A 26,301-nucleotide genomic window follows, 5' to 3' on the forward strand; every position below is an offset into this window, starting at 1 on the left:
CGCGCACCTCCATCGGTGCGTCTCGGAGTGATCGGAGCGCTCTCGAGGAGGACGCGCCGATCGACTCGGTGGCGGAGGCGCGATCATCCGCCCGAGGGCGCTGATCAGCCGCCGTCCGCCGGCGTCGGCGAGACCGACTGCACGAAGTGGATCTCGCCGTCGAGGCTGACGAAGCCCCGGCCCACCGTGGGCGGGACGGGGAAGCGCCGCGGGATCTGCGCGCCGAGGAGAGTGCCGTCGTTGTCGACGTCGGGCTGGAGCAGCAGCACGGAGCGGGAGGCCGCCGCCTTCTTCGTCCAGTTCCCGAAATGGCTGCGGAGCTCGCTCGACCGGCCGGCCAGCACGACGCAGAGTCCCGGGCGACCCGACGAGACCAGCCTCATCAGCGCCTGGTCGGTGTCGTCCCAGCGCTCGGCGTCGTCGAGGAGGAGCAGCACGGGGCCCTCCTCCGTCGACAGCGACGCGAGGAGGGTGCGGAGCTCCTCCGCGCCCACGGCGAGTCGGTCGAGGTCGGCGCCCCTCAGCGGGGAGCGTCGATCGCACACTCCCCAGACGGCGACCGAGCCGGCGGCCCGCGCCGCCTCGGCCAGGGCGAGCAGCACGGTCGACTTGCCCGATCGGGCGGGTCCGGCGATGACGACGTGCTCGCCCTCGAAGACCTGGAACGCCAGCGGGGCGAGGTCCGACTCGCCGAGGCCGATCGGGAGCAGCCACGGCTCGCGATCGAAGCGGGCCTCGATCCCGAGCGCACTCACGGCGACCCTGTCGGGAAGCGTGCCGACCGTGCTCGTCCTGCCGCGCGCATCCGGCCAGGCGGCCGCGAGCTCGGCGATCGCGTCGTCGAGACCGGCCCTCGGAGTCGCGACCTGCGTCTGCAGGAGCGACGAGGTGAGAACGCAGCGCCCCGGCACCGCTGCCGGCGCCTGCACCGGCTTCACCCCGGCGGCGGCGTAGTCCTGCGGGTCGGCGAGGCGGAACAGCCACTTCTGCGTCGTGACCTCCTCCATCACCGAGGGGATCGCCCTCGCCCGGGTGCTCGTCACCGCGAAGTGCAGGCCGAGCTCCGGTCCGTCGGCGTAGGCGCGGGTGAACGCCTCCATCAGAGCCAGGCCCTCCCAGTCCTGGAACTCGTCCTTCAGAGTCGCGAGACCGTCGATGAGCACCAGCGCACGACGGTGGCCCCCGGGCGATGCTCGGCGCCGCCGCACCTCGTCGCGGAGGTGACGGAGGAACCGAGTCTGCTTCTCGTGGGATCCGCCACCTGCGCCGACGTAGGAGACGGTGTGCGGGAGTCGCGCGAGCGGGGCGGAGTGGCGGGAACCGGCATCGAGGACGTAGAGGTCGAGCTCGTCCGGGGGGAAGTGGCGGGCGGCCGTCAGTGCGATCGACGCGAGCGCCGTGCTGGTGCCGCTGCCGGGGATGCCGATGAGGAGCAGGTTCCCCTCGCCCAGATCCCAGCCGGTCGGCGTCCGGCGCTGCCGGTCGGGGTCGTCCGAGAGTGCGACGTGCAGGACGTCGCCGACGACGCGACCGAGGTCGGACTCCTCCGCACCGAACCCGCTGAGGGCCATGGTGTCCTCGAGCGGCTCCGGCCAGATCGGGCGGGGAGGGCCGAAGCCCGAAGCGGCGTCCGCCTCGACCACCGCGTCGATCAGGAGGTCGAGATCGGTCGGGGCCGTCTCGTCGGCGGCGACCGGGGAGGGGCCCTCGACGGGGACGCCCGTGGGTCCGACCGGGCGGACCTCGATCGCCTCGACGGCCGGCGCCTCCGCGCGACCGGTGACCAGCGCCGTCTGGACGGGCGAGATGTCGTTCTGGCCCCGCTTCACGTACGCTCGGCCGGTCTGGGAGCGGGAGATCCCGGCCGCGCTCGCGACTCCGATCACGTCGGCGGAGTCGTCCCGGCTCTGCACCCGGAGGGCGACGCGGAGGTTGGTGTTGGCGAGGATGTCGTCGTTCACCACTCCGGCAGGACGCTGGGTGGCGAGGATCATGTGCACGCCGAGCGTCCGGCCGACCGCGGCGACGCTCACGAGGGACGTCAGGACGTCGGGATGCTCCTTCGCGAGAACGGCGAACTCGTCGACGACGAGCAGGAGCCGCGGCATCGGCTCCGGCGGCGAGGTGGCCCAGTACGCGTCGAGGTCGTCGACACCCTCGCCGGCGGCGGCGAAGAGCCGCTGACGACGCCGCATCTCGGCCTGGAGCGAGCGCAGCGCGCGGTCGGCGAGCTGGGCGTCGAGGTTGCTGATGGTGCCGATCGTGTGCGGGAGCCGCTCGCAGGACGCGAACGCTGCACCTCCCTTGAAGTCGATGAGCACGAAGGTGAGGCGCGTCGGATCGTTCCAGGCCGCGAGGCCGGCCACGAAGGAGCGCAGGAACTCGCTCTTGCCCGAGCCCGTGGTGCCGCCGACCAGGCCGTGCGGGCCGTCGGCGACGAGATCGAGCACGAGCGGACCGTGCTCGGACGAGCCGACGGGCGCGCGCACGCCCCGGGCGCTCGACCACCACCCCCGGACGTCCGCGGCGGTCGGACGATCGGCGCCCAGGAGCGGCGGCAGCCGCACGAGCGCGGAGAGGGCCGCCCCCGCGGTGACGAGCTCCGGGTCCTCGAAGCGCGCCAGGTCGCGCGCACAGCGCTCGGCCGTGGAGGAGGCGAGACCGGCGAGAACCACGTCCTCGACGGTGATCCGCTCGTCGGGCCGGGAGAGGACCGCCGAGGCGTCCGCTCCGACCCGGACGACGACCGTGCAGGAGGCGGGGAGCTGCTCCTCCGACGCCGCGAGGACGAGGCCGGAGATCCGGGTCGCCGCCTCGCGCTCGCCGCGGCCGAGTCCGAGGAGTTCGCGCGCCGGAGCGGCGCGTCCCTCGGTCAGCACGTCGGAGTCGAGCACCAGGAGCACGCGCGGCGAGTCCTCCTCGCGGAGGGCGCGGAGGAGCTCGGAGCTGCGGTCGCGCCGGTCGGAGAGTCGACGTCCGCCCCCGGGCAGACGCGTGTGGGGGAGCCAGGAGGCCCAGCTCCAGTCGGAGTCGCGTCGCCGGTCGCAGAACACCCCGATCGCCAGGTCGGCCGGACCGCAGTGGACCGCCGCCTGGCAGAGCAGGCTCCTCGCCAGAGCGAGGCCGCCCTCGCGGTCGCCGACGATCCCGACGACGCCCGAGTCCGCGAGATCGATGGACACGGGCGCGCTCGGGACGACGCTCACCGCCAGGATCGCGCGCACCTCCTCCTCGAGCCGCGGCACTCCGCGCTGATCGAGCGGGGGAGACCACGGGACGTCGCCGACGCCGATGTGCAGGCGGAGCACATCGGCGGAGGTCGCGCGCCGCTGCCACAGCGACGTGGCGGGCAGCGCCGCCCGGCGGATCGTCGTCGCCGGGTCGGGCGCGTCCTCCTCGAGGCGGGCCCGTTCGACACGCGCGGAACGGGCGATGTCGTCGCGGAGCGTCTGCAGCGCCTCGCCGTAGCGCTGCTCCTCGGACCGGGTCGCTCGGGCGTGCCGGTGCCGCTGCTCGAACCACAGGCCCACTCCGGCCACGGGGCTGAGCGCGGCGAAGAGGGCGTAGCGCGCATCGCCCATGATGAGGACCATCGCGAAGGCGAGGACGAGCGGCGCGGCGACGGTGATCACGCTGAAGGTCGTGGCGGAGGCGATCTCGAGGCGGGCCGGCGGGACGACCGCCTCGCCGGCCGCCGGACGTCCCGGTCGCGGCGGCCGGTTGAAGGGCACGGTCGCCGTCGCGGTGACGTTGTCCGTGCTCCCCGGCTCGGGCGCGAGGAGCTCGGGAGGCGCGGGGCGCAGTCGGAGAGCCGCCCCACCGGCGATCACGACCGCGGCGTCGGAGACGAGGACCCCGTCCCCCGTCGCGGAGACGCCGTCGACCAGAGTGCCGTTGGTGCTGTCGGCGTCGCGCACCCGCAGGCCGTCGCCCTCGCGGGTCACCGAGAAGTGCTCCCAGGAGGCGCTCGCCGTGTCGAGGACGACGTCGGCGTGCGGGGAGCGGCCCACGATCAGCGCACGGCCCCGCGGGATCTCGACCACGGCTCCCGCGCCGAGACCGCCCGACAGCACGGCCGTCCACCCGCGGGCCGCGGCAGGTCGGGGCAGGGGGGAGCGGGCGATCCGCGTTCCCTCGAGCAGCAGCAGATCGGCCAGCCGGGTCTCCACAGGATGCAGGGCGGTGTCGACGGCGAGGGCCGTCCCGGGCGGGAGGCGGTGCCCGGTGGCGGTGGCGATCAGCTCGCCGAGTGTCGCGGAGTCGCGGTGGCGGCCGAGGTCGATGTCGGAGCGGGTGCCGTCGAGATCGAGGAGGAGTCGCACCGGGGGCTCACGGTCGGGGCTGTCCGGCGAACCAGAGCAGCGGCGGGTCGGCGGGCCGCAGGCCGAGGCGCTGCGGCGAGGTGTGGAGGGGGAGTGCCGGGGCGTCCAGAGCGTGCGCGGCGCCGAAGTCGAGCGGCGGACCGGCGAGCCCGTCCGCCGCTCCGATCGTGCATCCCCGGAGTGCGGCGGCGACCGCCGAGGGTGCCCTGCTGCCTGCGACGGCCGCGGCTCGCACGAGCGCCACGACGGCGTCGTGGCTGGGGGCGTCCGCGACCGCGGCGAGATCGCGGAACGCGCGGTCGCCGAGGAGGGTCGCCCGCGCGGCATCGTCGGCGGTCATCCGTACGGCCCCCAGGAACGCGGAGGCCGCACGTCCGCGCTCGTCGCCGCGGAGGGCGACCGCGTCGCCGGAATCCGTGCCGATCGTCGTCAGATCTCCCGAGAGGGTGCCTCCGGCCGCGGCCAGGGCGGGAGCGAAGGCGGGGCTCAGCGCGTCGGGCGTGAGCAGGATCGGGACGGACGCCCCCGCCGCCTGCAGAGCGGCGACCGCCGTCGCCTGCGCCGCGGCGGGGCCGGACACGACGACGCGCTCGACCGCCGGCTCGCCCTCGAGGTGCGGGCGGGCGGCGGTGATGATCACGTCCGCGGCGGCGCCCGGATCGGCGGTCACCGTCGCGGCGGGCGAGAGACCGGTCGGGGTGCCTCCACCGGTGTCGACGAGGAGTACCCGGGCGCCTCCGCCGGCCTCCTCCACGAGTGCCGCGTCGGCCGAGGCGGTGTCGGGTCCGAGGGACCAGACGCCGTCGCCGGGCAGGGCGGGGCCGCCTCCGTACGGGAGGACGGCCGCTGTCCCCGCTGCCCGAGCGGCGTCCACGGCCGCAGCGGTGTGGGTGCCGTGGGTCGCGAGGACGAGGCCGGACACGCCCTGCCCCGTCAGCTCCTCGACGGCGGCGCGGGCACCCTCGGGCGTCCCGTGGTCGTCGACGGCGACGAGACCGATCTCGCAGCCGCCCATCGCTGACCGGTGCGCTGCGACGACGGCACCGTTCGCCGAGTCCTTCCATTCCGCGCCCTCGCCCGGAGCCGAGCTGAGCGACACCACCACCCCGAGCGTCAGCTGCTCGGGCACCCGGGCGCACGAGAAGCCGACCGGGAGAGCGGCGACCTCCGTCATCGGGGCGGACTGCGGGGGCAGGAGGGAGACGAGGGCACCGCTGACGCCGAGGAGGGCGACGGCGCCGCCGATCAGCATCGGGCTCCGTCGGGCGGTGCGGGGGTGCTGCGCCGCGCGCCTGCCCAGGCGGGTCATCGCTCGTCCCCGATCCGGAAGGAGTAGACCGTCCGGGTCCGCGTGCCCTCGGGCAGGTCGAGGTGGAACGCGGGAAGCTCATCCCCGGCGCGGAGGGAGGCCCGCTCCTGGGCCTGCGCCAGCAGGATGCCCGAGACGTCCTCGGACCGCACCGCGGCGTAGCCCCGTGCGCTCTGCGAGGCGAGGGCGAGCTGCACGTCGGCGGTGCCGACCTTCGCGGCACTCGTGGTCATCGATCCGAGCAGGCCGGAGCCGCCGACCGTCCGGTCGCCGAGGTCCAGGAGCACCTTGTGCAGATCGGCTGCGAGGAGCGCGGCGGCCGCGTCGGTGTCGCGGGTCGAGGCGTCGATCGTCGTCGCGATGCCGGCCAGGGAGGCGCGCGTCCGCCCAGAGACGGCCCCGCCGATCCGGGCCTCCGCGGTGCGGAGAGCCCGGTGCCCGGCGTCCACCGTCGCTGCACCGTCGGAGCGGATGCCGGAGGAGGCCGTGCGCAGGCTCGAGACCGACCGGTCGAACATCGCGACGACCGCGTCGGCGTCGGCGCCGGAGCGCGTCGAGATCCGCCGCACCTGCTCGTCGAGGAGTGCGGTGACCGCGGATGCGGCTGCCGTGTCCGGCTCGGCGAACGCATTCTGGATCGCCGGTGCAAGAGCGTCCTGCTGGGCACCGAGAGCGTCGATGCGGGTGCCGAGTGCGTCGCGCTGAGCGGTCAGCGCGTCGACGCCGGTGCGGAGGGAGGCGAGCAGGCCGGTGAGGCGCGTGTCGTCCGAGCCGGCCGTCGCGCCGGCCTCGGCCACGCCTCCGCGGACCGTGGCGAGCGCGGCGCGCAGGGCGGCGAGGTCGGCGCTAGCGCCGGTGCTGCCGACGGTGGAGGCGACGGCGGTCCACGCGTGGACCTGGTCGCTCAGCCGGTCGGCCAGGGGGGCCGGATAGCCGTCGGGAGCGTCGAGGCGGCCCGTGCCGGAGCAGGGCGTCGCGGTCAGGTAGGCGCGGAGCTCCTCGACGGAGCCCCGGGTCACCTCCACGGGTGCGCGCGTCGGGCGCCCGGTCGGCGTGGGTGCGGCAGCAGGGGACTGTGTCGCCGGCGACAGCTCGCAGAGCCGATCGGCCAGCTCCTGGTTCTGCGCCGACAGCGACCCCGTGCTGGTCGGCGTGCCGAGCTCGTCCAGGGCGGTCGTGGCGGCGGTGCCGACCGAGGCGACCGTCGTCTCCAGGCCCGCGGTGTCCGCGTCGAGCTCGTCCAGCGTCGCCGACAGGGCGGCGAGTGCCCGGGTGACGGATCCCTCCGGGTCGGCCAGGGTGTCTACCGAGGCCGACGCGGCGTCTACCCTGCTCGCGAGGGCGGCGAACCCGGCCTGCACGCCGTCCATCAGCTCCGGCTGCAGGGAGTCGACGAGGTCCTGCCCGCGATCGAGCATCCCGAGCAGCACGGTGTCGACGGCGGCTCCGGAGGCGGCGAGGGAGCAGGTGGTCGAGGGTGCCGTGCAGGTCTCGGCGGAGGGCTGTGCCGGCCCCGCGGCAGCACGGACAGCCGCGACGACCTCGTCCCGGCAGGACTCGGCCGCCGTCCCGTACGCGTCGAGATCGGCCGTGAGCCGCAGCAGCTCCGAGTGGATCGAGCCGGAGCGGCCGCCGTCGACGGCGACTCCGCATCCGCTGCCCGAGACCGTCGGCGGCGGCACCGCGGCCGATGTGTCGCCCAGCAGGGCGTCCACCGCGTCGATCGCCTCGGACAGCTGCGCCAGCAGGCCGGACTCGGTGCCCGAGACCGTCGACGACAGCTGCGCCCGGAGCGCGCCGAGCTGCCCGGAGAGGCTCTGCATCGAGGCCGCCGTCGAGGCGGCGCCGGCCCGCAGCTCCTCGGCCGTGCGGACACCGAGAGTCTCGGAGGTCGCGTCGAGCGAGGCCCGCACCTCGGCGACGGTGGTGCCGGCCTGCGTCAGCAGGTCGTCCACCGCGGTGACGACCTCGATCGTGCGGCGCTCGAGGGCGAGCGGCGAGGCGTCGGAGGAGTCGAACGCGGCGCCCAGCGCCCCCTCGGTGGTCGGGTCGGTGCTCAGGCCGGGCTGGACCGCCAGGTCGAAGGCGGGGACGGCGAAGTCGGCGACGTCGGCGACGAGGGTCAGCGTCGCCGTCGCGCCACCGCCCGGGGGAGCGAGGAACGCGGCCCACTGCACGACGGCGTCTCCGTGCTCGTCACGGCTGAGCACGCCGTTGGTGACGGCACCCGACTCGCTCTCGGTGACGACGCGACTCGGCGAGACGCCCGGCAGGACCGCGGAGGCTGCGATCGTCAGCGGAGCGCCGACGAGTGCACTGCGGCGGGCTGCACGACCGGCCGCGTCGAACGCGACCTCCTCGGGCCGGACCGTCAGGTTCTCCACCGCGAGCGAGATCTCGATCCGACCCGAGCGCCCGGCGAGGTCGGCCGGATCGGTGCCCGAGGCGTCGGCGGTGCGCCACGAGGGCCGGACACGGACCGGCAGGTCGGCGGCGACCTCGGGGGGATCGTAGACGGTGGTGGTCGCCGAGGCGTCGGACGGGTCGTCGCCGACGGCGAGGGCCGTCCCCTCGATCGCACGGACACCCCCGTCGGACGAGACGGCGACGGACACCGCCTGCAGCACCCTGGCGGCGGTGAGCGCCGGCTCCGGTGGCGTGCAGCCCGCCAGTACAGCGGCCACGACCGCGATCGTCGCTCCGGCCGTCGTCCTGCGAGCATTCGAGCGCACCCTGACCACCCCTCGTCCCGACGTGGCACCGGGCGGTGCCGCTCACGTCGACATGAGAGATGCTCGCAGATGAGCGGAACCCCGAGAGCCGGTGGCGCGCGATGACCCGCACCGCGCGCCCCGGGGTCAGACGAGCTTCAGCTTCTTGCGGAGCGCCTGCACGTGCCCGGTCGCCCGGACGCCGTACTGCGCGAACTCGAGCGCTCCCTCGGCTCCGACGACGAACGTCGAGCGCAGCACGCCGACGACGGTCTTGCCGTAGAGGCTCTTCTCGCCCCACACCGCGTACGCGCGGTGCACGGTCATGTCGGGGTCGCTCAGCAGCGGGTACGCGATGCCCTGGGCGTCGGCCCAGCGGCTCAGCGCCTCCGGGGCGTCCCGCGAGATCCCGAGGACCTCGTAGCCGGAGTCGCGGAGGGACGCCGCGTTGTCGCGGAAGTCGCAGGCCTCCGTGGTGCAGCCGGGGGTGTCGGCCTCGGGGTAGAAGAACAGGATGACGCGCCGTCCGCGGTAGTCCGCGAGCGAGACGGGCTCGCCGTCCTGGTTCGGCAGCGTGAACTCCGGAGCGGAGTCGCCGGCGGCGAGGCGCGCCTCGGCGGGGAGGGGGGAGAGGTCGGTCATCGTCTGCTTCCGTCGGTCGTGGCGAAGGTGGTCAGGAGGCGCTGGAGCGAGTCGAGGCGCTCCGGTCCGCTGGCGCCCAGCAGTCCGCCCTCGACAGCCTCGATGATGGCGCAGTCGGGGGAGTCGGGCAGGTGCGTGCAGCCGCGCGGGCAGTCCCGGGCGATCACGGCGAGGGTCGTGAACGCGCCGAGGATGTTGTCGGTGTTCACGTGGCCGAGTCCGAACGAGCGGACGCCGGGGGTGTCGATGACCCAGCCGTGCCGGTCGCCGCGCTCCACGCGGAGCGAGACGGTGGAGGACGAGGTGTGCCGACCGCGGCCCGTCACGGTGTTCACGCGCCCGATGGCCCGGTGCGCGTCCGGGACGAGCTTGTTCACGAGGGTGGACTTGCCGACTCCGGAGTGCCCGACGACCACGGTCTCGTGGCCGAGGAGGGCGTCGGCGATCTCGTCGACCGGCGGCTCGTCCTGGCTCGAGAGGAACACGCGGAGGTCGAGCCCCTCGAAGTTGCGGAGGAACGGTGCCGGGTCCGCGAGGTCGGTCTTGGTGATGCAGAGCATCGGAGTGATCCCGGCGTCGAAGGCGGCGACCAGGTAGCGGTCGACCAGCCGGGTCCGGGGCTCGGGGTCGGCGGCGGCCACCACGCAGAGCATCTGGTCGGCGTTGGCGACGATCACGCGCTCGATCGCGTCGGTGTCGTCGGCGCTGCGGCGGAGGAGGGTCGACCGCTCGCGGATGCGGACGATGCGGGCGAGCGTCCCCTCGTCGCCGCTGGAGTCCCCGACCACGTCGACGCGGTCGCCGGCCACGATCGCCTGGCGCCGCAGCTCGCGGGCCCGGGCCGCCGTGAACTCGTGCTCCTCGGGCGTCCCGTCGCCGATCATCACCGTGTAGCGACCCCGGTCGACGCCGAGCACCATCGCGATCTCTGCGTTCTCGTAGGCGGGCCTGTTCTTGGTCCGGGGCTTCGTGCCCTTCGGGTTCGGGCGCACCCGCGCGTCCGACTCGTCGTACCCGTCGAAGTCGTCGAGAGCACCGTCGGCGTCGAGGCCGCTGTCCGTCCACCACGACACGGGTCAGACCGATCCGGCGAGGGTCGTCCACAGCTCCGGGAACTGCGGGAGGGTCTTCGCTGTCGTCGCGACGTCCTCGATCACCACGCCGGGGACCACGAGGCCGATCAGAGCGCCGGCGTGGGCCATGCGGTGGTCGGAGTAGGTGCGCCAGCGGCCGCCGTGGAGCTCGGCGGGCTCGATGCGCAGACCGTCCTCGAGCTCCGTGACCCGGCCGCCGAGGCCGGTGATCTCGGCGGCGAGGGCGGCGAGGCGGTCCGTCTCGTGGTGGCGGATGTGGCCGATTCCGGTCAGGGTGCTGGGAGTGGAGGCCAGCGCGGCGAGGGCGGCGAGGGCGGGGGCGAGCTCGCCTCCCTCCGACAGGTCGAGGTCCACGCCCAGGATCTCGTCGCCGCCCGTGACCACGAGGTCCTCGCCGTCGCGCTCGACGCGGGCGCCGAACAGCGGCAGGATCCGCTCGAGGTGCGCCCCGACCTGCGTGGTGACGGCCGGCCAGTGGCGAAGCCGGACGCGGCCGCCCGTGACGAGGGCCGCAGCGAGGAACGGCGCGGCGTTCGAGAGGTCGGGCTCGATCAGCACGTCGGCGCCGGCGATGGGCTGCGGCGCGACGGTCCACTCGCCGTCGGCGGGCGTGCCGACCTCGACGCCCCGTGCCGCCAGTGCGGCGACGGTCATGTCGATGTGGGGCCGGGAGGGGACGGCGCTGCCCTCATGGCGCAGGTGCAGTCCCTCCTCGAAGCGGGCGCCGGCCAGCAGGAGCGCCGAGACGAACTGGCTCGACCGCGAGGCGTCGACGACGACGTCGCCGCCCCGGACGGCCCCGGAGCCGTGGACGGTGAAGGGGAGCGCGCCGCGGCCGTCGTCGGCGACGTCGACGCCGAGCGCGCGGAGGGAGGCGATCGTCGCCCCCATCGGCCGCTTCGCCGCGTACGCGTCGCCGTCGAAGGTGGTGGGGCCGAGCGCGAGGCCGGCCAGCGGCGGGACGAAGCGCATCACGGTGCCCGCGAGCCCGCAGTCGATCGTCGTCGAGCCGAGCAGCTCCTCCGCGGGCTCCACGACCAGGTCGGCGCCGAAGCCGCCGGTCGAGCCGGACTCCCGGATCGTGGTGCCGAGCGAGCGCAGCGCCTCGATCATCAGGGCGCTGTCGCGGGAGTGCAGCGGCGCCCGCAGCGTGGAGGGTCCGTCCGCCAGAGCGGCGAGCACCAGCTCCCGGTTGGTCAGCGACTTGGAGCCGGGCAGGCCGACCTCGGCGTCGAGAGCGCCGGCCGCGAGGGGTGCGGGCCAGGCGTCGTCGCCGGGGAGCGCACGGGCGTCGCCGTACGGATCGAACTCGGGAGCGGAATAACGCGAGAAGACCATCGGTTGTCAGGATAGTCGGCGCGCAGGGCGTCGTCAGGAGCGTGACGGAGGCGGAGCATGACGGCAGCACCCCCGGTCCTCCGGAGCAGCAGGCCCGTCGCCCGGAGGCGCCCTCGCGCCGCAACCCCGGTCGTCCGCCGCGCCGCCGCTCTAGAATCGCTCGTGATGACTCTCGACGACGAACCCCGCACCACCCCCGCCGACGAGGCTCCCGAGCCCGCCGACGCGGAGCAGACGATCGTGGAGACCGTCGAGGAGTCGCTGGACGACGCCCCGGTCGAGGCTCCCGTCGATCTCCGCTCCCTCTTCGAGCAGCAGGCGCTGCCCTTCATCGACCAGCTCTACGCGGCCGGTCTGCGGATGACGAAGAACCCCTCCGACGCGCAGGACCTCGTGCAGGAGACGTTCGCCAAGGCCTTCGGCGCGTTCCGCCAGTTCGAGCAGGGCACCAACCTGAAGGCCTGGCTCTACCGCATCCTCACGAACACGTTCATCAACTCGTACCGCAAGAAGCAGCGCGAGCCCTACCAGAGCGCGATCGACGAGCTCGAGGACTGGCAGCTGGGCGGCGCCGAGTCGACCACGGCCACCTCCAGCCGCTCGGCCGAGGCGGAGGCGATCGACCACCTCCCCGACACCGCGGTGAAGGAGGCGCTCCAGGCGATCCCGGAGGACTTCCGGCTCGCCGTCTACTTCGCCGATGTCGAAGGCTTCTCCTACCAGGAGATCGCGGACATCATGAAGACCCCCGTCGGGACCGTCATGAGTCGGCTGCACCGCGGCCGGCGCATGCTGCGCGAACGACTCACCGACTACGCACGCGAGCGCGGATTCCGCGCCGCATTCACTTCCGGGAGCACGAAATGACCGACAGCGGCTGCACGAAGGCGAAGGCCGAGCTCGAGGAGTACCTCCACAACGAGCTGTGCAAGGAGGACGCCGCCGACATCCGCGAGCACATGGCGGGATGCGTCGACTGCGCCGATGAGGCGAAGGTCGGCGTGGTGCTGACGGTCGCCGTGCAGCGGGCGTGCAAGGAGACGGCGCCGGAGGACCTCCGCGCCCAGGTGCTCGGCATGCTCCGCGACGAGCACGCCGCGCACTCGCAGGCGCCCGCCCGCCTCTAGGCGCCGCACGACCCGGGGAGCCCCGGCCGTTCGAGACCTCCCGCGCACCGCGGGCCCTCGAAGGGCCGGGGCTCCGTCGTGTCCGGCGGCCTCCGGTCGCCGCGGCACCCGCACGTCGCGAGCGCTCCTGCCGGTCTCTGCGGGCCTGCGGTCAGGCACGGTCCGCCCGGAACGCGACGGGCCCGCCGGAACACGAGGTTCCGACGGGCCCGACCGCGTCGTGCGGACCGCGGGTCAGCGGGTGAGCGCCCGCGACAGCAGGTCGGCCTGCTCGGAGGCGTGCCGCTTGGCCGAGCCGGCCGCGGGGGAGGCCGCGGACGGGCGCGAGACCACGCGCATGGACCGGCCCAGCTTCGGAGCGACCTCGAGGGCCATGAACGGCCAGGCGCCCTGGTTCTCGGGCTCGTCCTGCACCCAGACGAGCTCCGCGTCCGGGTAGCGCTCGGCGATGCCGCGCAGCTCCTCGATCGGCGCCGGGTAGTACTGCTCGACCCGGACCAGCGCGATGCCGTCGTCGGGCTTCTTCTCGAGCTCCGCCTTGAGGTCGTAGTGGACCTTGCCGGCGTGGAGCAGGACGCGCTTCACGGCGGAGGCGTCCTGGATCCGCGCGTCGTCGATCACCGGCTGGAAGCGGCCCGAGGTGAAGTCCTCGACCGGGCTCGAGGCTCCGCGCAGGCGCAGCATCGCCTTCGGGGTGAAGACGATCAGCGGGCGGCGGGGCCGGGAGTAGGCCTGGCGGCGCAGCAGGTGGAAGTAGGACGCCGGCGTCGACGGGCGCGCGACGGTCATGTTCCGCTCCGCGCACATCTGCAGGTAGCGCTCGATCCGGGCCGACGAGTGGTCGGGGCCCTGGCCCTCGTAGCCGTGCGGGAGCAGGAGCACGAGCGACGAGCGCTGGCCCCACTTCTGCTCGGCCGAGGAGATGAACTCGTCGATCACGATCTGGGCGCCGTTCGCGAAGTCGCCGAACTGCGCCTCCCACAGCACGAGCGAGTCGGGCCGCTCCACCGAGTAGCCGTACTCGAACGCCATCGCCGCGTACTCCGAGAGCAGCGAGTCGTAGATCCAGAGCCGGGCCTGCTGCTCGGACAGGTTCATCAGCGGCAGCCACTCCTGGCCGTTCTCGCGGTCGTGGAGGACAGCGTGGCGCTGGACGAAGGTCCCGCGGCGCGTGTCCTGGCCGACGAGGCGCACCGGGGTGTCCTCGAGCAGCAGCGAGCCGAGCGCGAGCAGCTCGCCGAAGGCCCAGTCGATGGAGCCGGAGCGGCTCATCTCCTGGCGCTTCGCCAGCAGCTGCTGGAGCTTGGGGTGCACGGTGAAGCCCTCGGGCGGCGTCGTGAACGCGTCGCCGATGCGGGTGACGACCTCGGTCTTCACGCCGGTCACCTCGGGCTCGCCCGGGTAGTCCTCGCCCTGCTGCGCGTCGGGCAGCTCGAGGTCGGCCACGGAGTCGCCGTCGGCGGTGATCACGGGGATCGCGCCGGTCTGCGCGGCGTGGGTCTCGGCGAACGCGCGCTCCAGGCGGTCCTGGAAGTCCTGGTGGGCGCGGTCGTACTCCTCCTCGGTGATGTCGCCGCGGCCGACGAGCGCCTCGGTGTACAGCTTGCGGACCGAGCGCTTGGCCTCGATCAGGCTGTACATCAGCGGCTGGGTCATCGAGGGGTCGTCGCCCTCGTTGTGCCCGCGCCGGCGGTAGCAGATCAGGTCGATGACCACGTCGCGGTGGAACCGCTGGCGGTACTCGAACGCGAGCTGCCCGACATGGACGACCGCCTCGGGGTCGTCGCCGTTCACGTGGAAGATCGGCGCCTGGATCGTCTTCGCGCCGTCGGTCGAGTAGATCGAGGTGCGGGCCTCGTGAGGGGGAGTCGTGAACCCGACCTGGTTGTTGATGTTGATGTGGATCGTGCCGCCGGTGCGGTACGCGCGCAGCTGCGACATCTGCAGGGTCTCGACCACCACGCCCTGGCCCGCCATCGCGGCGTCGCCGTGGACGAGGACCGGCAGCGTGGTGAAGGTGCCGATGGGCTTGCGGTCCTGCTTGGCGCGGACGATGCCCTCGAGCACGCCGTTCACGGCCTCGAGGTGCGAGGGGTTCGCCGCCAGGTAGACCGGGATCTCCTCGCCCGCCGCGCCGCGGAAGGTGCCCTCGGTGCCGAGGTGGTACTTCACGTCTCCGGAGCCCTGGACCGTGCGCGGGTCCTGGGTGCCCTCGAACTCGCGGAAGATCTGGCCGTAGGTCTTGCCGGCGATGTTGGTCAGCACGTTCAGGCGGCCGCGGTGGGCCATGCCGATCGCGACCTCGTCGAGGTGCTCGTCGGCCGCGCCCTGCAGGACGGCGTCGAGCAGCGCGATGAGCGACTCCCCGCCCTCGAGCGAGAAGCGCTTCTGGCCCACGTACTTGGTCTGCAGGAAGGTCTCGAAGGCCTCGGCCTCGTTGAGCTTGCCCAGGATGCGCAGCTGCTCGTCGTGGCCCGGCTTCTCGTAGCCGCGCTCGAGCTTCTGCTGCATCCAGGCGCGCTGCTCCGGGTCCTGGATGTGCATGTACTCGACGCCGACGGTGCGGCAGTACGAGTCGCGGAGGATCCCGAGGATGTCGCGCAGCTTGAGCTGGCGCTTGCCGCCGAAGCCGTCCGTGACGAACTCGCGGTCGAGGTCCCAGAAGGTGAGGCCGTGGCTCTCGATGGCGAGGTCGGGGTGCGAGCGCTGCACGTACTCCAGCGGGTCGACGTCGGCCATCAGGTGCCCGCGGACGCGGAACGAGTTGATGAGCTCCTGCACGCGGGCGGTCTTGGAGACGCGCTCGGCGAGGTCGACGGCGATGTCCGTGGACCAGTGGATCGGGTCGTAGGGGATGCGCAGCGCGGCGAAGATGTCCTCGTAGAAGCCGCGGCCGCCGAGCAGGAGCTCGTGCACGATCTTGAGGAACTCGCCCGAGCCGGCGCCCTGGATGACGCGGTGGTCGTAGGTCGAGGTCAGGGTGATGGTCTTGCCGATGCCCAGCTCGACCAGCGTCTTCTCGGACGCGCCCTGGAACTCCGCCGGGTACTCGAGGGCGCCGGCGCCGATGATGCAGCCCTGGCCCTTCATCAGGCGGGGGACGGAGTGGACCGTGCCGATGCCGCCGGGGTTCGTCAGCGAGAGCGTGGTGCCCGCGAAGTCGCCGGCGACGAGCTTGTTGCCGCGCGCGCGCTTGACCAGGTCCTCGTAGGCCGAGAGGTAGGCCGTGAAGCTCAGCGTGTCGGCGCGCTTGATGCTCGGCACGAGCAGGGCGCGCGTGCCGTCGGGCTTGGGCATGTCGATCGCGATGCCGAGGTTGACGTGCGCCGGAGCGACGACCGCGGGCTTGCCGTCGACCTCGTCGTAGAACACGTTCTGGCTCGGGAAGTCCTTGAGCGCGCGGATGAGCGCCCAGCCGATCAGGTGCGTGAACGAGACCTTGCCACCGCGGGTGCGGCGCAGGTGGTTGTTGATGACGATGCGGTTGTCGATCATCAGCTTCGCCGGGATCGTGCGGACGCTCGTCGCGGTGGGGATGCTGAGGCTGGCATCCATGTTGGTCGCGAGGCTCTTCGCCATGCCGCGGAGCGGGGTGACGACGTCCTCGTCCGGCGTCGAGTCCTCGGCGGAGGGCTTGCTCACCGGAGCGTCGGCCGGGATCGGCTGCGCCTTCGGCTGCTTCGACGTGGTGCGGGAGGCGGGGGTCGACTCGGAGGAGGAGGCCGCGGCGGGATGGGTCACGGCGCCTCCGCCGCTCGACGAGACGCGCTCGGCGGCAGCGGCGGGCTTCGAGGCGGCGGGCGCGGGGGCCGCGGCGGGAGCCGGAGCCGGAGCGTCCTTGCCGGAGTTCGCGAGCTGGGCGCCGTAGCGCTCCAGGATGGGCCACCAGGACTCGTCCACCGAGGCGCGGTCGGCGCTGTACTGCTCGTACAGCTCCTCCACGAGCCACTCGTTGGCTCCGAAGTCCTCCGCGCCCTGCTCTGTTCCTGCTCCGGTCAACTGGCTCGACACAGCCGATCGCCCACTCTCTCCGTTGATTCGTCCTCGATCATCCGGACGGGCCCGTCGCATCCCTCGGCGCCTGCCACCGCGGCGGAGGAGGTCGTCCTCGCACCAGCGGGAACCGGTGCCGTCGCCTGGTCCCGTCCCGGTCGCCAAGCCTAGCCCCGTTCCCTGCACGGCCGACCCGGGGCCGCGCCGGAGTAGCGTTTCCCCCATGCGTTTCTCCGGCGGAACACCCTCAGGCGACCTCACCTACTCGGACGTCTTCCTCGTCCCCGGCCGCTCGTCGGTGACGAGCCGCCTCGACGTCTCGCTCGCCCCGGGCGACGGCACCGGGGCGACGATCCCCGTCGTCTCCTCCAACATGAACTCGGTCACCGGTCAGCGCCTCGCAGCGACGCTCGCGCGCCGGGGCGGGCTCGGCGTCCTCCCGCAGGACATGCCCCTGCAGGCGCTGGACGCCGCGATCCGCTGGGTGAAGCGCCAGCCGGTCGCCTTCTCCGGCGCCCTCACCGCTTCGCCGGCGACGACCGTGGAGGAGGCGCTGCGCATCCTGCCGGCCGTCGCCGGCCACGGCTTCGTGGTGCAGGAGGAGGGCGGCGCGATCCTCGGCTGCGTCCCGGCCGCGCGCCTGGCGACCGCGCTGCCGGACGCGCGCCTCGGCGACCTGGTGCACTCCGCCACGCCCTCGATCGACGCCGACGACGTGCCCACCGCGCGGGCCGCCTTCGACCTCATGGTGGCCGCCGACCTCGACTTCGCCCCGGTGCTGCACCACGGCGCCCTGGTCGGCACGCTGTCGCGCACCGGCGCCCTCCGCTCCACCGTCTACGACCCGGCGCTCGACGCGGACGGGCGTCTGCGCGTCGCGGCGGCGATCGGCATCAACGGCGACGTCGAGGCGAAGGCGCGCGCGCTCGTCTCCGCGGGCGTCGACGTCCTCGTCCTCGACACCGCGCACGGCCACCAGGAGGGGATGCTCCGGGCGCTCCGGACGGTCTCCGCGCTCGATCTCGGAGTGCCGATCGCGGCGGGCAACGTCGTCACGGCCGACGCGGTGCACGACCTCGTCGACGCGGGAGCGGACATCCTCAAGGTCGGCGTCGGCCCCGGCGCGATGTGCACCACCCGGATGATGACCGCGGTCGGCCGCCCGCAGTTCTCGGCCGTCCTCGAGACGGCCGAGCGCGCGCACGAGCTGGGCGCCCACGTCTGGGCGGACGGCGGTGTGCGCTACCCGCGCGACGTCGCCCTCGCGCTGGCCGCGGGCGCCGCCTCCGTGATGATCGGCTCCTGGTTCGCCGGCACGATCGAGGCTCCGGGGGAGCTGCGCAGCGACGCGGCCGGCCGGGTCTACAAGGAGAGCTGGGGCATGGCCTCGGCCAAGGCGGTGCAGGAGCGCTTCGACCGCCTCGACGCGTACGAGCTCGCCCGCAAGCGCCTCTTCGCCGAAGGCATCTCCTCCTCCACCATCTACCTCGATCCGCTGCGGCCCTCGGTCGAGGACCTGCTCGACATGATCACCTCGGGGGTCCGCTCGTCCTTCACCTACGCCGGCGCCCGGAGCGTGGCCGACTTCCACGAGCGGGCGCACGTGGGCCTGCAGTCGGCCGCGGGCTACGAGGAGGGCAAGGCGCTGCCGGTCAGCTGGTGAGCGGGCGCCGCGTGCTAGAACCGAGCCCATGACCATCGTCGACAACGCCGTGTACGTCGACGGCCGCCGCATCCGGAACCCCGACTCGCTCGAGGACACCTTCGAGCTGATGCGCGACGAGCACGGCATGGCCTGGATCGGCCTCTACCGCCCGACGCGCGAGGAGGTCGAGGCGGTCGCCGAGGAGTTCGGGCTGCACCCGCTCGCCGTCGAGGACGCGCTGAGCGGGCACCAGCGGGCCAAGCTCGAGCGCTACGACGACGGGCTCTTCGTCGTGCTGCGGCCGGCGCGCTACGCGGACGCCGCCGAGACGGTCGTCTTCGGCGAGCTGCACGTCTTCGTCGGCCCCGACTTCGTGGTCACCATCCGGCACGCCGATTCCCCGGACCTCGCCCGCGTGCGCCGCCGCCTGGAGGAGGATCCGGCCCTTCTCGCCCGCGGGCCCGAAGCGGTGCTCTACGCGATCCTCGACCAGGTCGTCGACGAATACGCGCCGGTGGTGTTCGGCGTCCAGGGCGACGTGGACGAGATCGAGGACCAGCTCTTCGGCGACGACTCGGACGACGGGCTCTCGGAGCGCATCTACCGGCTCTCGCGCGAGGTCATCCACTTCCAGCGCTCGGTGCAGCCGCTGACCGCCCTGCTGCACGAGCTGCTGCAGGAATCGACGCCCGTGGAGGGGGAGCCCTCGCCCTCGCCGGAGCGGATCGAGCTGCGCCGGTCCCTCCGCGACGTGCTCGACCACACCATCCGCGTGACGGAGGCGGTCGACTCCCTGCGCGCGATCCTCGACAAGGCGCTCACGGTGCACTCGACGCTCGTCTCGCGCCGGCAGACCGAGACCGGGCTCGCCCAGAACGACGTGGTCCGCAAGATCTCCTCGTGGGCGGCGATCCTCTTCGCCCCGACGCTCGTGGCCGGCATCTACGGGATGAACTTCGACGACATGCCGGAGCTGCACTGGCGCCTCGGCTACCCCTGGGCGCTGGGCCTGATGGTGCTGTTCGGCTTCGCGCTCTACGCGGTGTTCAAGCGGAAGAAGTGGCTCTGAGCCGCGGCATCGGAGCACGCCCGGCGGCGCTCCGCGGCGGGTAGACTCGGCGCCACAATGGACGACCCTCCCTCTGCGCATCCGGCCTGTTCCGCTCACTGCAGTGCTCCTCGGACTCCCGCTCGCCGCTCACGGTCCGCCGCTCCGCCGGCCCGCCCCGTCCGGCCCTCCTCGCACCTCCCTCTCGTGACCGGGGGCGACCACCGTGGGAACTGAGTGGCTCCTCCTCGGCGTCGGCCTGCTGCTGACCCTGGGCACCGGCGTCTTCGTCGCCAGCGAGTTCGCGCTGGTGAACCTCGACCGGGCCGATCTCGAAGCCCGTCGCGACCGCGGCGAGACGCGCCTGGGCATGACCATCGCGGCCCTGCGCGTCACCTCCACGCACCTCTCGAGCGCGCAGCTGGGCATCACCCTCACGACGCTGCTCACCGGCTACACGATGGAGCCCGCCCTCTCGACGCTGCTCCAGGAGCCGTTCAGCGGATTCGGCATCCCGGAGGAGGCGCTCGCGCCGGTCATGACGGTGGTCGCCATCGTCATCGCGACCCTGCTGTCGATGATCCTCGGCGAGCTGGTCCCCAAGAACTTCGCCCTCGCTCTGCCGCGGGCGACCGCGAAGCTCGTCGTGCCGCTGCAGACCGCGTTCACGACGGTGTTCCGCCCGGCCGTCGCCCTGCTGAACGGCAGTGCGAACGCCCTGCTGCGCCTGGTCGGCATCGAGCCGAAGGAGGAGCTCTCGGGCGCCCGCAGCGCCGAGGAGCTCTCGAGCCTCGTGCGCCACTCCGCCAGCGCCGGACTGCTCGAGGAGGACACGGCCGACCTGCTCGGGCGCACCCTCCGCTTCTCCGCCCTCACCGCGGGCGACGTGATGACGCCGCGCCTGCGCCTGTCGACGGTCGAGCGCGCGAGCACCGCGCAGGACGTGCTCGACCTCGCCCGAACCACCGGGTTCTCGCGCTTCCCGATCACGGACGACGACATCGACGACATCGTCGGAGTCGTGCACGTCAAGCAGGCCGTCGCCGTGCCCCGCGGCAAGAGGTCCGACGTCCCGGTCACGGCGCTGCGCTCCGAGCCGCTCCGCGTCCCCGAGACCATGAAGCTCGACGTGCTGCTCACCGAGCTGCGCGGACGCGGCTTCCAGCTCGCGGTCGTCGTCGACGAGTACGGCGGCACGGCGGGCGTCGCCACGCTCGAGGACCTGGTCGAGGAGCTGGTCGGCGAGGTCGCCGACGAGCACGACCGCTCCCGGGCCGACGTGGTCAAGCTCCCCGGCTCCACCACCTTCCCCGGCATGCTCCGCCCCGACGAGGTCCTCGACCGCGCCGGCGTGCACATCCCCGAGGAGGGGCCCTACGAGACGGTCGCCGGATTCGTGATGAGCGAGCTCGGCCGCCTCCCCGCCGTCGGCGACCGGGTCGACGTCGAGGGCGGCTCGCTGCGCGTCGAGCGCCTGGACGGCCGCCGCATCGACCGCCTCCGCTTCACCCCCGACCCCGACGCGGATCCCGACGGGATCCCCGACCCGCTCGCCGACGTCGCCCGCGGACACCGCGGACGGAAGGAGTCCGACGATGAGTGACTGGGCCGGAATCGCCTGGCTCGTGGTGCTCCTCGCCGCGAACGCCTTCTTCGTCGGAGCGGAGTTCGCAGTCATCTCCGCGCGCCGCTCCCAGATCGAGCCCCTCGCGGAGAGCGGACGCCGCAGCGCGATCACCGCGCTCGCCGCGATGGAGCACGCCACACTGATGCTCGCGACCACGCAGCTGGGCATCACCGTCTGCTCGCTGCTGATCCTCAACGTGAGCGAGCCGGCGATCCACCACCTGCTCGAGGTGCCGCTGCACGCCGTCGGCATCCCCGACGAGCTCTCCGGCACCGTCGCCTTCGTCATCACGCTGCTGATCGTGTCGTTCCTGCACGTGGTGCTCGGCGAGATGGTCCCCAAGAACATCTCGTTCTCGATGCCCGACCGCGCCGTGCTCCTCCTGGCGCCGCCGCTCGTCGCCATCGCCCGGGTCCTCCGCCCGATCATCGTCGCCCTCAACGCGGTCTCGAACGGAGTGCTCCGCCTCTTCAAGGTGGAGCCCAAGGACGAGGCGAACAGCACCTTCACGCTCGAGGAGGTGCAGACGATCGTCGACCAGTCCACCCGCGAGGGCACGCTCCGCGACTCGACCGGGACCCTCCTCGCCGCGTTCGAGTTCACCGAGAAGAAGGTCCACGACGTCGCCCTGCCCCTCGACGGGATCGTCAGCCTCCCCAGCGGAGCGACTCCCGCCGACGTCGAGCGCGCCGTCGCCAAGCACGGCTTCTCGCGCTACGTGATCCTCAGCGAGGACGGCACCCCCGAGGGCTACATCCACCTCAAGGACGTCCTCGACCTCGACGGCGACACGGAGGGCGCCAAGTTCCGCCTCCCCGTCCCCGCCAAGCGCATCCGCCAGCTCGCCTCGATCTTCGAGGCCACCGACCTCGAGGACGCCCTCGCGATCATGCGGCGCACCGGCGCCCACCTCGCCCGGGCGTTCGACGAGCAGGGCCGTGCCACCGGAGTGCTGTTCCTCGAGGACATCATCGAGGAGCTCGTCGGCGAAGTCGACGACGCCACCCGCCGCTAGGCGCGGGCCGCGGAGGGGCCGTCTGCGGCGTTGTCGTCGGGCGCGATACCGCCGGTATCGCTTCCTCCTCCGCCTTGCATCCGACCCCTCCGCGGCCCGCGCCCGCGGGTGCTGGAGGCGGCGTTGTCGTCGGGCGCGATACCGCCGGTATCGCTTCCTCCTCCGCCTTGCATCCGACCCCTCCGCGGCCCGCGCCCGCGGGTGCTGGAGGGGGCGTTGTCGTCGGGCGCGATACCGCCGGTATCGCTTCCTCCTCCGCCTTGCATCCGACCCCTCCGCGGCCCGCGCCCGCGGGTGCTGGTGGGGGCGTTCGCGGCGTTGTCGTCGGGCGCGGTACCGCCGGTACCGCTTCCTCCTCCGCCCAGCGACTGCCCCCTCCAGCACCCGCGCCCCCCCCTGGAGAAAGGGGAGAGGGGTGCTGCTGCGCCGGCACCAGTGCGGCAGCGGCGGCACCGGGCGGCTCCGTCGCAGGGCGACGTAGGGTGGCGGGATGGGTGAGCGGGTCGGGACGGCGGAGGCGGCGCGGAGCATCAGGGTGCCGCGGGAGGACGACGACAAGTACACGCGCGGGGTGCTGGGGATCGCGACCGGGTCGGAGCGGTACCCGGGAGCGGCGGTGCTCGGCGTCGAGGCGGCGGTGCGGACGGGAGTCGGCATGGTCCGCTACCTCGGACCGGAGCGGCCCGCGGGACTGGTGCTCGCCCGGCGGCCGGAGGTCGTGACCGCGGTGGGACGCGTGCAGGCCTGGCTCGTCGGCTCCGGCACCAGCGCCGAGGACCGCAGCGACGAGGAGCGGCGCACCCTGATCGAGCAGCTGCACTCGGGAGTCCCGGTGGTGCTCGACGCGGGCGCGCTCGACCTGATCGACGAGGCCGCAGGCCCGGTCGTCATCACGCCGCACTACCGCGAGCTCGCCGGAGTGCTCGGCCGAGCGGGTCTGGACGCGGACGCCGCGACGATCGCCGAGGCCCCGGGGGAGTGGGCGCGCCGGGCGGCGGACCGCCTCGGAGTCTGCGTGCTCCTCAAGGGCGGCACCACCCACGTCGTCGCGGGCGGCGTCGAGCTCGAGGTCTCCGGATCCACGCCCTGGCTGGCGACCGCGGGCAGCGGCGACGTCCTCGGCGGCGTGCTCGGCGCACTCCTCGCCGGTCGGGCCGCGGACACCGAGGCGGCCGGGGCGGCTCTGACGGCGGAGGACCTCGCCCCCGTGGCAGCCGCGGCCGCCGTCCTGCACGCGGAGGCCGGACGGAGCGCCTCCGCCGGCGGCCCGATCGCCGCGCTCGACATCGCGGAGCACCTGCCCGGAGTGGTCGCCGCGCTCCTGCGCTGACACGCCCGTCGGACGAGCGCTGAACCGAACCGGGACCGCCGCCGTTGTCCTGGAGGAAGCGACGCCCGCTGCCCGGCTCACCGGCTCCGCACCGCCGCCTCATCGGGTGCTCGAAGCGAGCACCTCTACCGTCGGATCCGCCGCGTCCGCCTTGACCAGGAGAACAGACATGACCGCGAAGACCACGACTCCCGCCCGCTACGCCCTGACCCTCCTCGCCGGCGCCGGCGCCCTCGCCGCGCTCGCCGCCTGCTCCAGCACCACCACGACCGGGAGCGACGCCGCCGACGCGGCGACCACCACCGCTCCGAGCACCGCCACCAGCTCCGCCCCCGAGGCCACCGGCGCCGCGTCCTCCGCCGCGAGCGGCAGCAGCTACGCCGACGGCACCTACGAGGCCGAGGGTGCTTACACCTCGCCCGGAGGGAACGAGAAGGTGGGCGTCTCGCTGACCCTCGCCGACGGCGTCGTCACCGACGTGACCGTGACCCCGGAGTCGGAGAACCCCACCGGCCAGCAGTACCAGTCGCGCTTCGCGGGCGGCATCGCGGGCGAGGTCGTCGGCAAGCAGCTCGACGAGCTGAAGGTCTCCAAGGTGTCGGGGTCCTCCCTGACCTCCGGCGGCTTCAACGACGCCGTCGAGACCATCAAGGCCGATGCCACGGCCTGACGCCCCGACGGTCCTCGGCCACGCGTGGCGATTCGACGCGATCGGCACCGGCTGGCAGATCGACACCGCCGAGCCGCTCGGGCCCTCCCACCGCTCGCGGGTCGAGGCGCGCATCGCGGCGTACGACCGCACCTGGTCGCGGTTCCGTGACGACTCCGCCGTCTCGCAGCTGCGGGCCGGAGGCGAGCACGTCTTCCCCGACGAGGCGGTCGACCTCTTCGCACTGTACGACGTGCTCGACGAGCTGACCGGCGGGGCGGTCACCCCCTTCGTCGGCGGCTCTCTCGAGCAGCTCGGCTACGACTCCGCGTACACCCTCGTCCCGCGCGGACCCGCCGTCCCCGCTCCCTCCTGGGCCGCCGCCCGTCGCGGGGCGGCGGGACTGCGAGTCGAGCCCGGGACCGTCGTCGACGTCGGCGCCGCGGGCAAGGGCCAGCTCGTCGACCTCGTCCTCGAGGAGCTCGACGGAGCCGGGCCCGCCGTCGTCGACGCGAGCGGCGACCTCCGGGGCATCGGAGCCGGACCCGTCCGGGTCGGCCTCGAGCACCCGTGGGACCCGAGCAGCGCACTGGGAGTGGCTGTGCCCGGCGACCGCGCGCTCTGCGGCTCGGCGAGCAACCGCCGCGCCTGGGGCAGCGGCCTCCACCACGTCCTCGACGGGCGGACCGGAGCTCCGGTCGAGACCGTCGTCGCCACCTGGGCGGTGGCCGACACGGCCCTCGTCGCCGACGGGCTCGCGACCGCGCTGTTCGTCTGCCCGCCCGAGACCCTCGCCGAGCGCTTCGACTTCGAGTTCGTCCGCGTCCGCAGCGACGGCACCCTCCACTACTCGCCTTCCTTCCCCGGAGAGGTCTTCCGATGATCGGCACCTTCGACCGCGCCCTCGGCCGCGTCACCACCTACCGGCTGGTCTGGATGACGCTCGCCGCGCTCCTGCTCGTCGCCGTCGGGTACGCCGCAGCCGGCCTGATCTTCTCGACGCCGCTCGAGATCCTCGGCACGACGCTCGTCGCCGTCGCCTCGACGGCCCTGGTCAGCGCGGTCCTCGCGCGGCTGTTCCGCAGCCGCGCGCACCTCGAGTCCTCGCTCGTCACCGGTCTGCTGATCGCCTGCCTCCTCTTCCCGACGGCCGATCCCCGCGGGCTCGCCGTGATCGCGCTCGTCGGCGCGATCGCCGCCGCGTCCAAGTACGTCCTCGCCTGGCGGGGCCGCCACCTCTTCAATCCGGCCGCGGTCGCCGTGCTGATCATCGGCTTCACCGGGCTCAACGCCGGAGCCTGGTGGATCGCCAGTGGCGCGATCTGGCCGTTCGTCGTCGTGGGCTCCCTCCTGATCGTCGCGCGGGTCCGCCGCTTCGCCGTCTTCGCCGTCTTCGTCGTCGTCGCCGGCGGGGTGTCCGTGCAGCAGGCGGTGCAGAACGGCCAGGACCTCGGCGCCGCGGCGGCCCTGGTCCTCACGGCCTACCCCTTCGTCTTCGCCGGCGCCTTCATGCTGACGGAGCCGCTCACGCTCGCGCCGCGCCGCTCGCAGCAGCTGATCATCGCGGTCGTCGCAGCGCTCGTGGCGAGCGTTCCCTTCCACATCGGCGTCGTCTCCGCCACTCCGGAGCTGGGCCTCGTGGTCGGCAACGCCCTCGCGTTCGCCTTCGCATTCCGCCAGCGTCGGCGGCACACGCTCGAGCTCGCCTCGACTCGCGTGCTGGCGCCGGGCATCGCGGAGTACCGCTTCCGCTCCCGCTCGCCGCTGGCCTTCGCGCCGGGCCAGTGGCTCGAGCTCGACCTGCCGCACCGCGCCGACAGCCGGGGCAGCCGGCGCACCTTCTCGGTCTCCTCCGCTCCGTCCGACGGCGAGATCGCGATCGCCCTGCGGATGCCGGAGAAGGCGAGCAGCTTCAAGCGCGCCCTCGCCGCGCTGGAGCCCGGCGACTCGCTCCGGGCGACGAGCGTCGGCGGTGACTTCGTCCTGCCGGCCGATCCCGCCGTGCCGCTGCTGCTGGTGGCGGGCGGCATCGGGATCACCCCGTTCGCCAGTCAGCTCCGCTCGCTCGCGGACGGTCCGCGGCGGGACGTCGTCGTCGTGGTCGCCGCGCCGAGCCTCGCCGAGGTCGCGTACCGCGACCTGCTGCAGGAGTCGGGGGCCCGGGTCGTGCTCTGCTCGAAGGAGACGCCGACCGACCTGCCCGCACGGTGGTCGCACGTCACAGGCCGACTGACCGCCGAGCTGCTCGCGGACGCGGTGCCGGACGCCGGCCGCCGCGTGGGCTACGTCTCCGGGTCGCCGTCGTTCGTCGACTCGGTCCGCGGCGCCCTGCGCGGTGCCGGGGTGAAGCGGATCCGCACCGACGCGTTCGCCGGCTACTGAGTTCGTCGGGTCGCGACGCCGTCTGCCGACGCCCGGCGGCGACCGACGCCGCCGGGGGGACCGATGCCC

General features: G+C 73.6%; 17 protein-coding genes. 10 read left to right on the top strand and 7 right to left on the bottom strand.

The genetic code is table 11. The annotated features are described in order from the left end of the window. Positions 1 to 104: 104 nt before the first annotated feature. The 6 genes from C5C71_RS00345 to aroA form a co-directional block, all read right to left on the bottom strand. Complete coding sequence (locus tag C5C71_RS00345) at positions 105 to 4,322, bottom strand: FtsK/SpoIIIE domain-containing protein (RefSeq protein ID WP_104266805.1); 4,218 nt, start codon at positions 4,320 to 4,322, stop codon at positions 105 to 107. Between the two features lie 7 nt (positions 4,323 to 4,329). After that, complete coding sequence (locus C5C71_RS00350) at positions 4,330 to 5,631, bottom strand: ABC transporter substrate-binding protein (RefSeq protein WP_104336909.1); 1,302 nt, start codon at positions 5,629 to 5,631, stop codon at positions 4,330 to 4,332. Beyond that, a complete protein-coding gene (locus C5C71_RS00355) occupies positions 5,628 to 8,315 on the bottom strand; it encodes a hypothetical protein (RefSeq protein ID WP_146084381.1) in 2,688 nt (895 codons plus the stop codon). The genes C5C71_RS00350 and C5C71_RS00355 overlap by 4 nt, the downstream gene beginning before the upstream one ends. A gap of 174 nt (positions 8,316 to 8,489) precedes the next feature. Continuing rightward, a complete protein-coding gene (gene bcp, locus C5C71_RS00360; RefSeq protein WP_104336911.1) occupies positions 8,490 to 8,984 on the bottom strand; it encodes a thioredoxin-dependent thiol peroxidase in 495 nt (164 codons plus the stop codon). Next, the gene (gene rsgA / locus C5C71_RS00365; protein ID WP_104294955.1) at positions 8,981 to 10,057 is read right to left on the bottom strand and encodes a ribosome small subunit-dependent GTPase A; all 1,077 of its coding nucleotides are present in this window, start codon (positions 10,055 to 10,057) and stop codon (positions 8,981 to 8,983) included. Before rsgA ends, bcp begins: the two co-directional genes overlap by 4 nt. A 3-nt stretch (positions 10,058 to 10,060) precedes the next feature. Continuing rightward, positions 10,061 to 11,416, bottom strand: a complete 1,356-nt coding sequence (aroA, locus tag C5C71_RS00370) for a 3-phosphoshikimate 1-carboxyvinyltransferase (protein WP_104225496.1) — start codon at positions 11,414 to 11,416, stop codon at positions 10,061 to 10,063. Between the two features lie 165 nt (positions 11,417 to 11,581). On the opposite strand from aroA, the gene C5C71_RS00375 reads away from it, so the two are divergent. Together C5C71_RS00375 and C5C71_RS00380 are read left to right on the top strand one after the other, a co-directional pair. Continuing rightward, positions 11,582 to 12,283, top strand: coding sequence for a sigma-70 family RNA polymerase sigma factor (locus C5C71_RS00375; RefSeq protein WP_104336912.1), 702 nt, complete (start codon positions 11,582 to 11,584; stop codon positions 12,281 to 12,283). Further along, the gene (locus C5C71_RS00380; RefSeq protein ID WP_104224116.1) at positions 12,280 to 12,543 is read left to right on the top strand and encodes a zf-HC2 domain-containing protein; all 264 of its coding nucleotides are present in this window, start codon (positions 12,280 to 12,282) and stop codon (positions 12,541 to 12,543) included. Before C5C71_RS00375 ends, C5C71_RS00380 begins: the two co-directional genes overlap by 4 nt. Positions 12,544 to 12,777: 234 nt before the next feature. Here C5C71_RS00380 and C5C71_RS00385 read toward each other — a convergent pair whose 3' ends face one another. Beyond that, positions 12,778 to 16,554 (bottom strand): multifunctional oxoglutarate decarboxylase/oxoglutarate dehydrogenase thiamine pyrophosphate-binding subunit/dihydrolipoyllysine-residue succinyltransferase subunit, encoded by a 3,777-nt coding sequence (locus C5C71_RS00385; RefSeq protein ID WP_181065612.1) that lies wholly within the window; start codon positions 16,552 to 16,554, stop codon positions 12,778 to 12,780. A 205-nt stretch (positions 16,555 to 16,759) separates the two neighbouring features. Here C5C71_RS00385 and C5C71_RS00390 point away from each other — a divergent pair, with 205 nt between their 5' ends. The 8 genes from C5C71_RS00390 (at position 16,760) to C5C71_RS00425 (ending at position 26,232) form a co-directional block, all read left to right on the top strand. After that, positions 16,760 to 18,199: a GuaB1 family IMP dehydrogenase-related protein gene (locus C5C71_RS00390; protein ID WP_104246650.1), complete on the top strand. Its 1,440-nt coding sequence runs from the start codon at positions 16,760 to 16,762 to the stop codon at positions 18,197 to 18,199. A 28-nt stretch (positions 18,200 to 18,227) separates the two neighbouring features. Then, complete coding sequence (gene corA / locus C5C71_RS00395; RefSeq protein WP_104224113.1) at positions 18,228 to 19,250, top strand: magnesium/cobalt transporter CorA; 1,023 nt, start codon at positions 18,228 to 18,230, stop codon at positions 19,248 to 19,250. A gap of 205 nt (positions 19,251 to 19,455) precedes the next feature. Further along, positions 19,456 to 20,832 (top strand): hemolysin family protein, encoded by a 1,377-nt coding sequence (locus C5C71_RS00400; RefSeq protein WP_104224112.1) that lies wholly within the window; start codon positions 19,456 to 19,458, stop codon positions 20,830 to 20,832. Beyond that, entirely contained in the window at positions 20,825 to 21,871 is a 1,047-nt protein-coding gene (locus tag C5C71_RS00405; protein ID WP_104336914.1) for a hemolysin family protein, read from the top strand. The genes C5C71_RS00400 and C5C71_RS00405 overlap by 8 nt, the downstream gene beginning before the upstream one ends. Before the next feature lie 490 nt (positions 21,872 to 22,361). Beyond that, positions 22,362 to 23,201: an ADP/ATP-dependent (S)-NAD(P)H-hydrate dehydratase gene (locus C5C71_RS00410; protein ID WP_104335147.1), complete on the top strand. Its 840-nt coding sequence runs from the start codon at positions 22,362 to 22,364 to the stop codon at positions 23,199 to 23,201. Between the two features lie 169 nt (positions 23,202 to 23,370). Next, on the top strand, positions 23,371 to 23,871 hold the full coding sequence (locus C5C71_RS00415; RefSeq protein WP_104336915.1) for an FMN-binding protein: 501 nt from the start codon (positions 23,371 to 23,373) through the stop codon (positions 23,869 to 23,871). Then, positions 23,858 to 24,733: an FAD:protein FMN transferase gene (locus C5C71_RS00420; protein WP_104336916.1), complete on the top strand. Its 876-nt coding sequence runs from the start codon at positions 23,858 to 23,860 to the stop codon at positions 24,731 to 24,733. Before C5C71_RS00415 ends, C5C71_RS00420 begins: the two co-directional genes overlap by 14 nt. Beyond that, positions 24,730 to 26,232 (top strand): oxidoreductase, encoded by a 1,503-nt coding sequence (locus C5C71_RS00425; RefSeq protein WP_104336917.1) that lies wholly within the window; start codon positions 24,730 to 24,732, stop codon positions 26,230 to 26,232. The genes C5C71_RS00420 and C5C71_RS00425 overlap by 4 nt, the downstream gene beginning before the upstream one ends. Positions 26,233 to 26,301 lie beyond the last annotated feature (69 nt).

This window comes from Rathayibacter sp. AY1C1 (assembly GCF_002932105.1).
In the GTDB taxonomy this organism is placed as follows: Bacteria; Actinomycetota; Actinomycetes; order Actinomycetales; family Microbacteriaceae; genus Rathayibacter.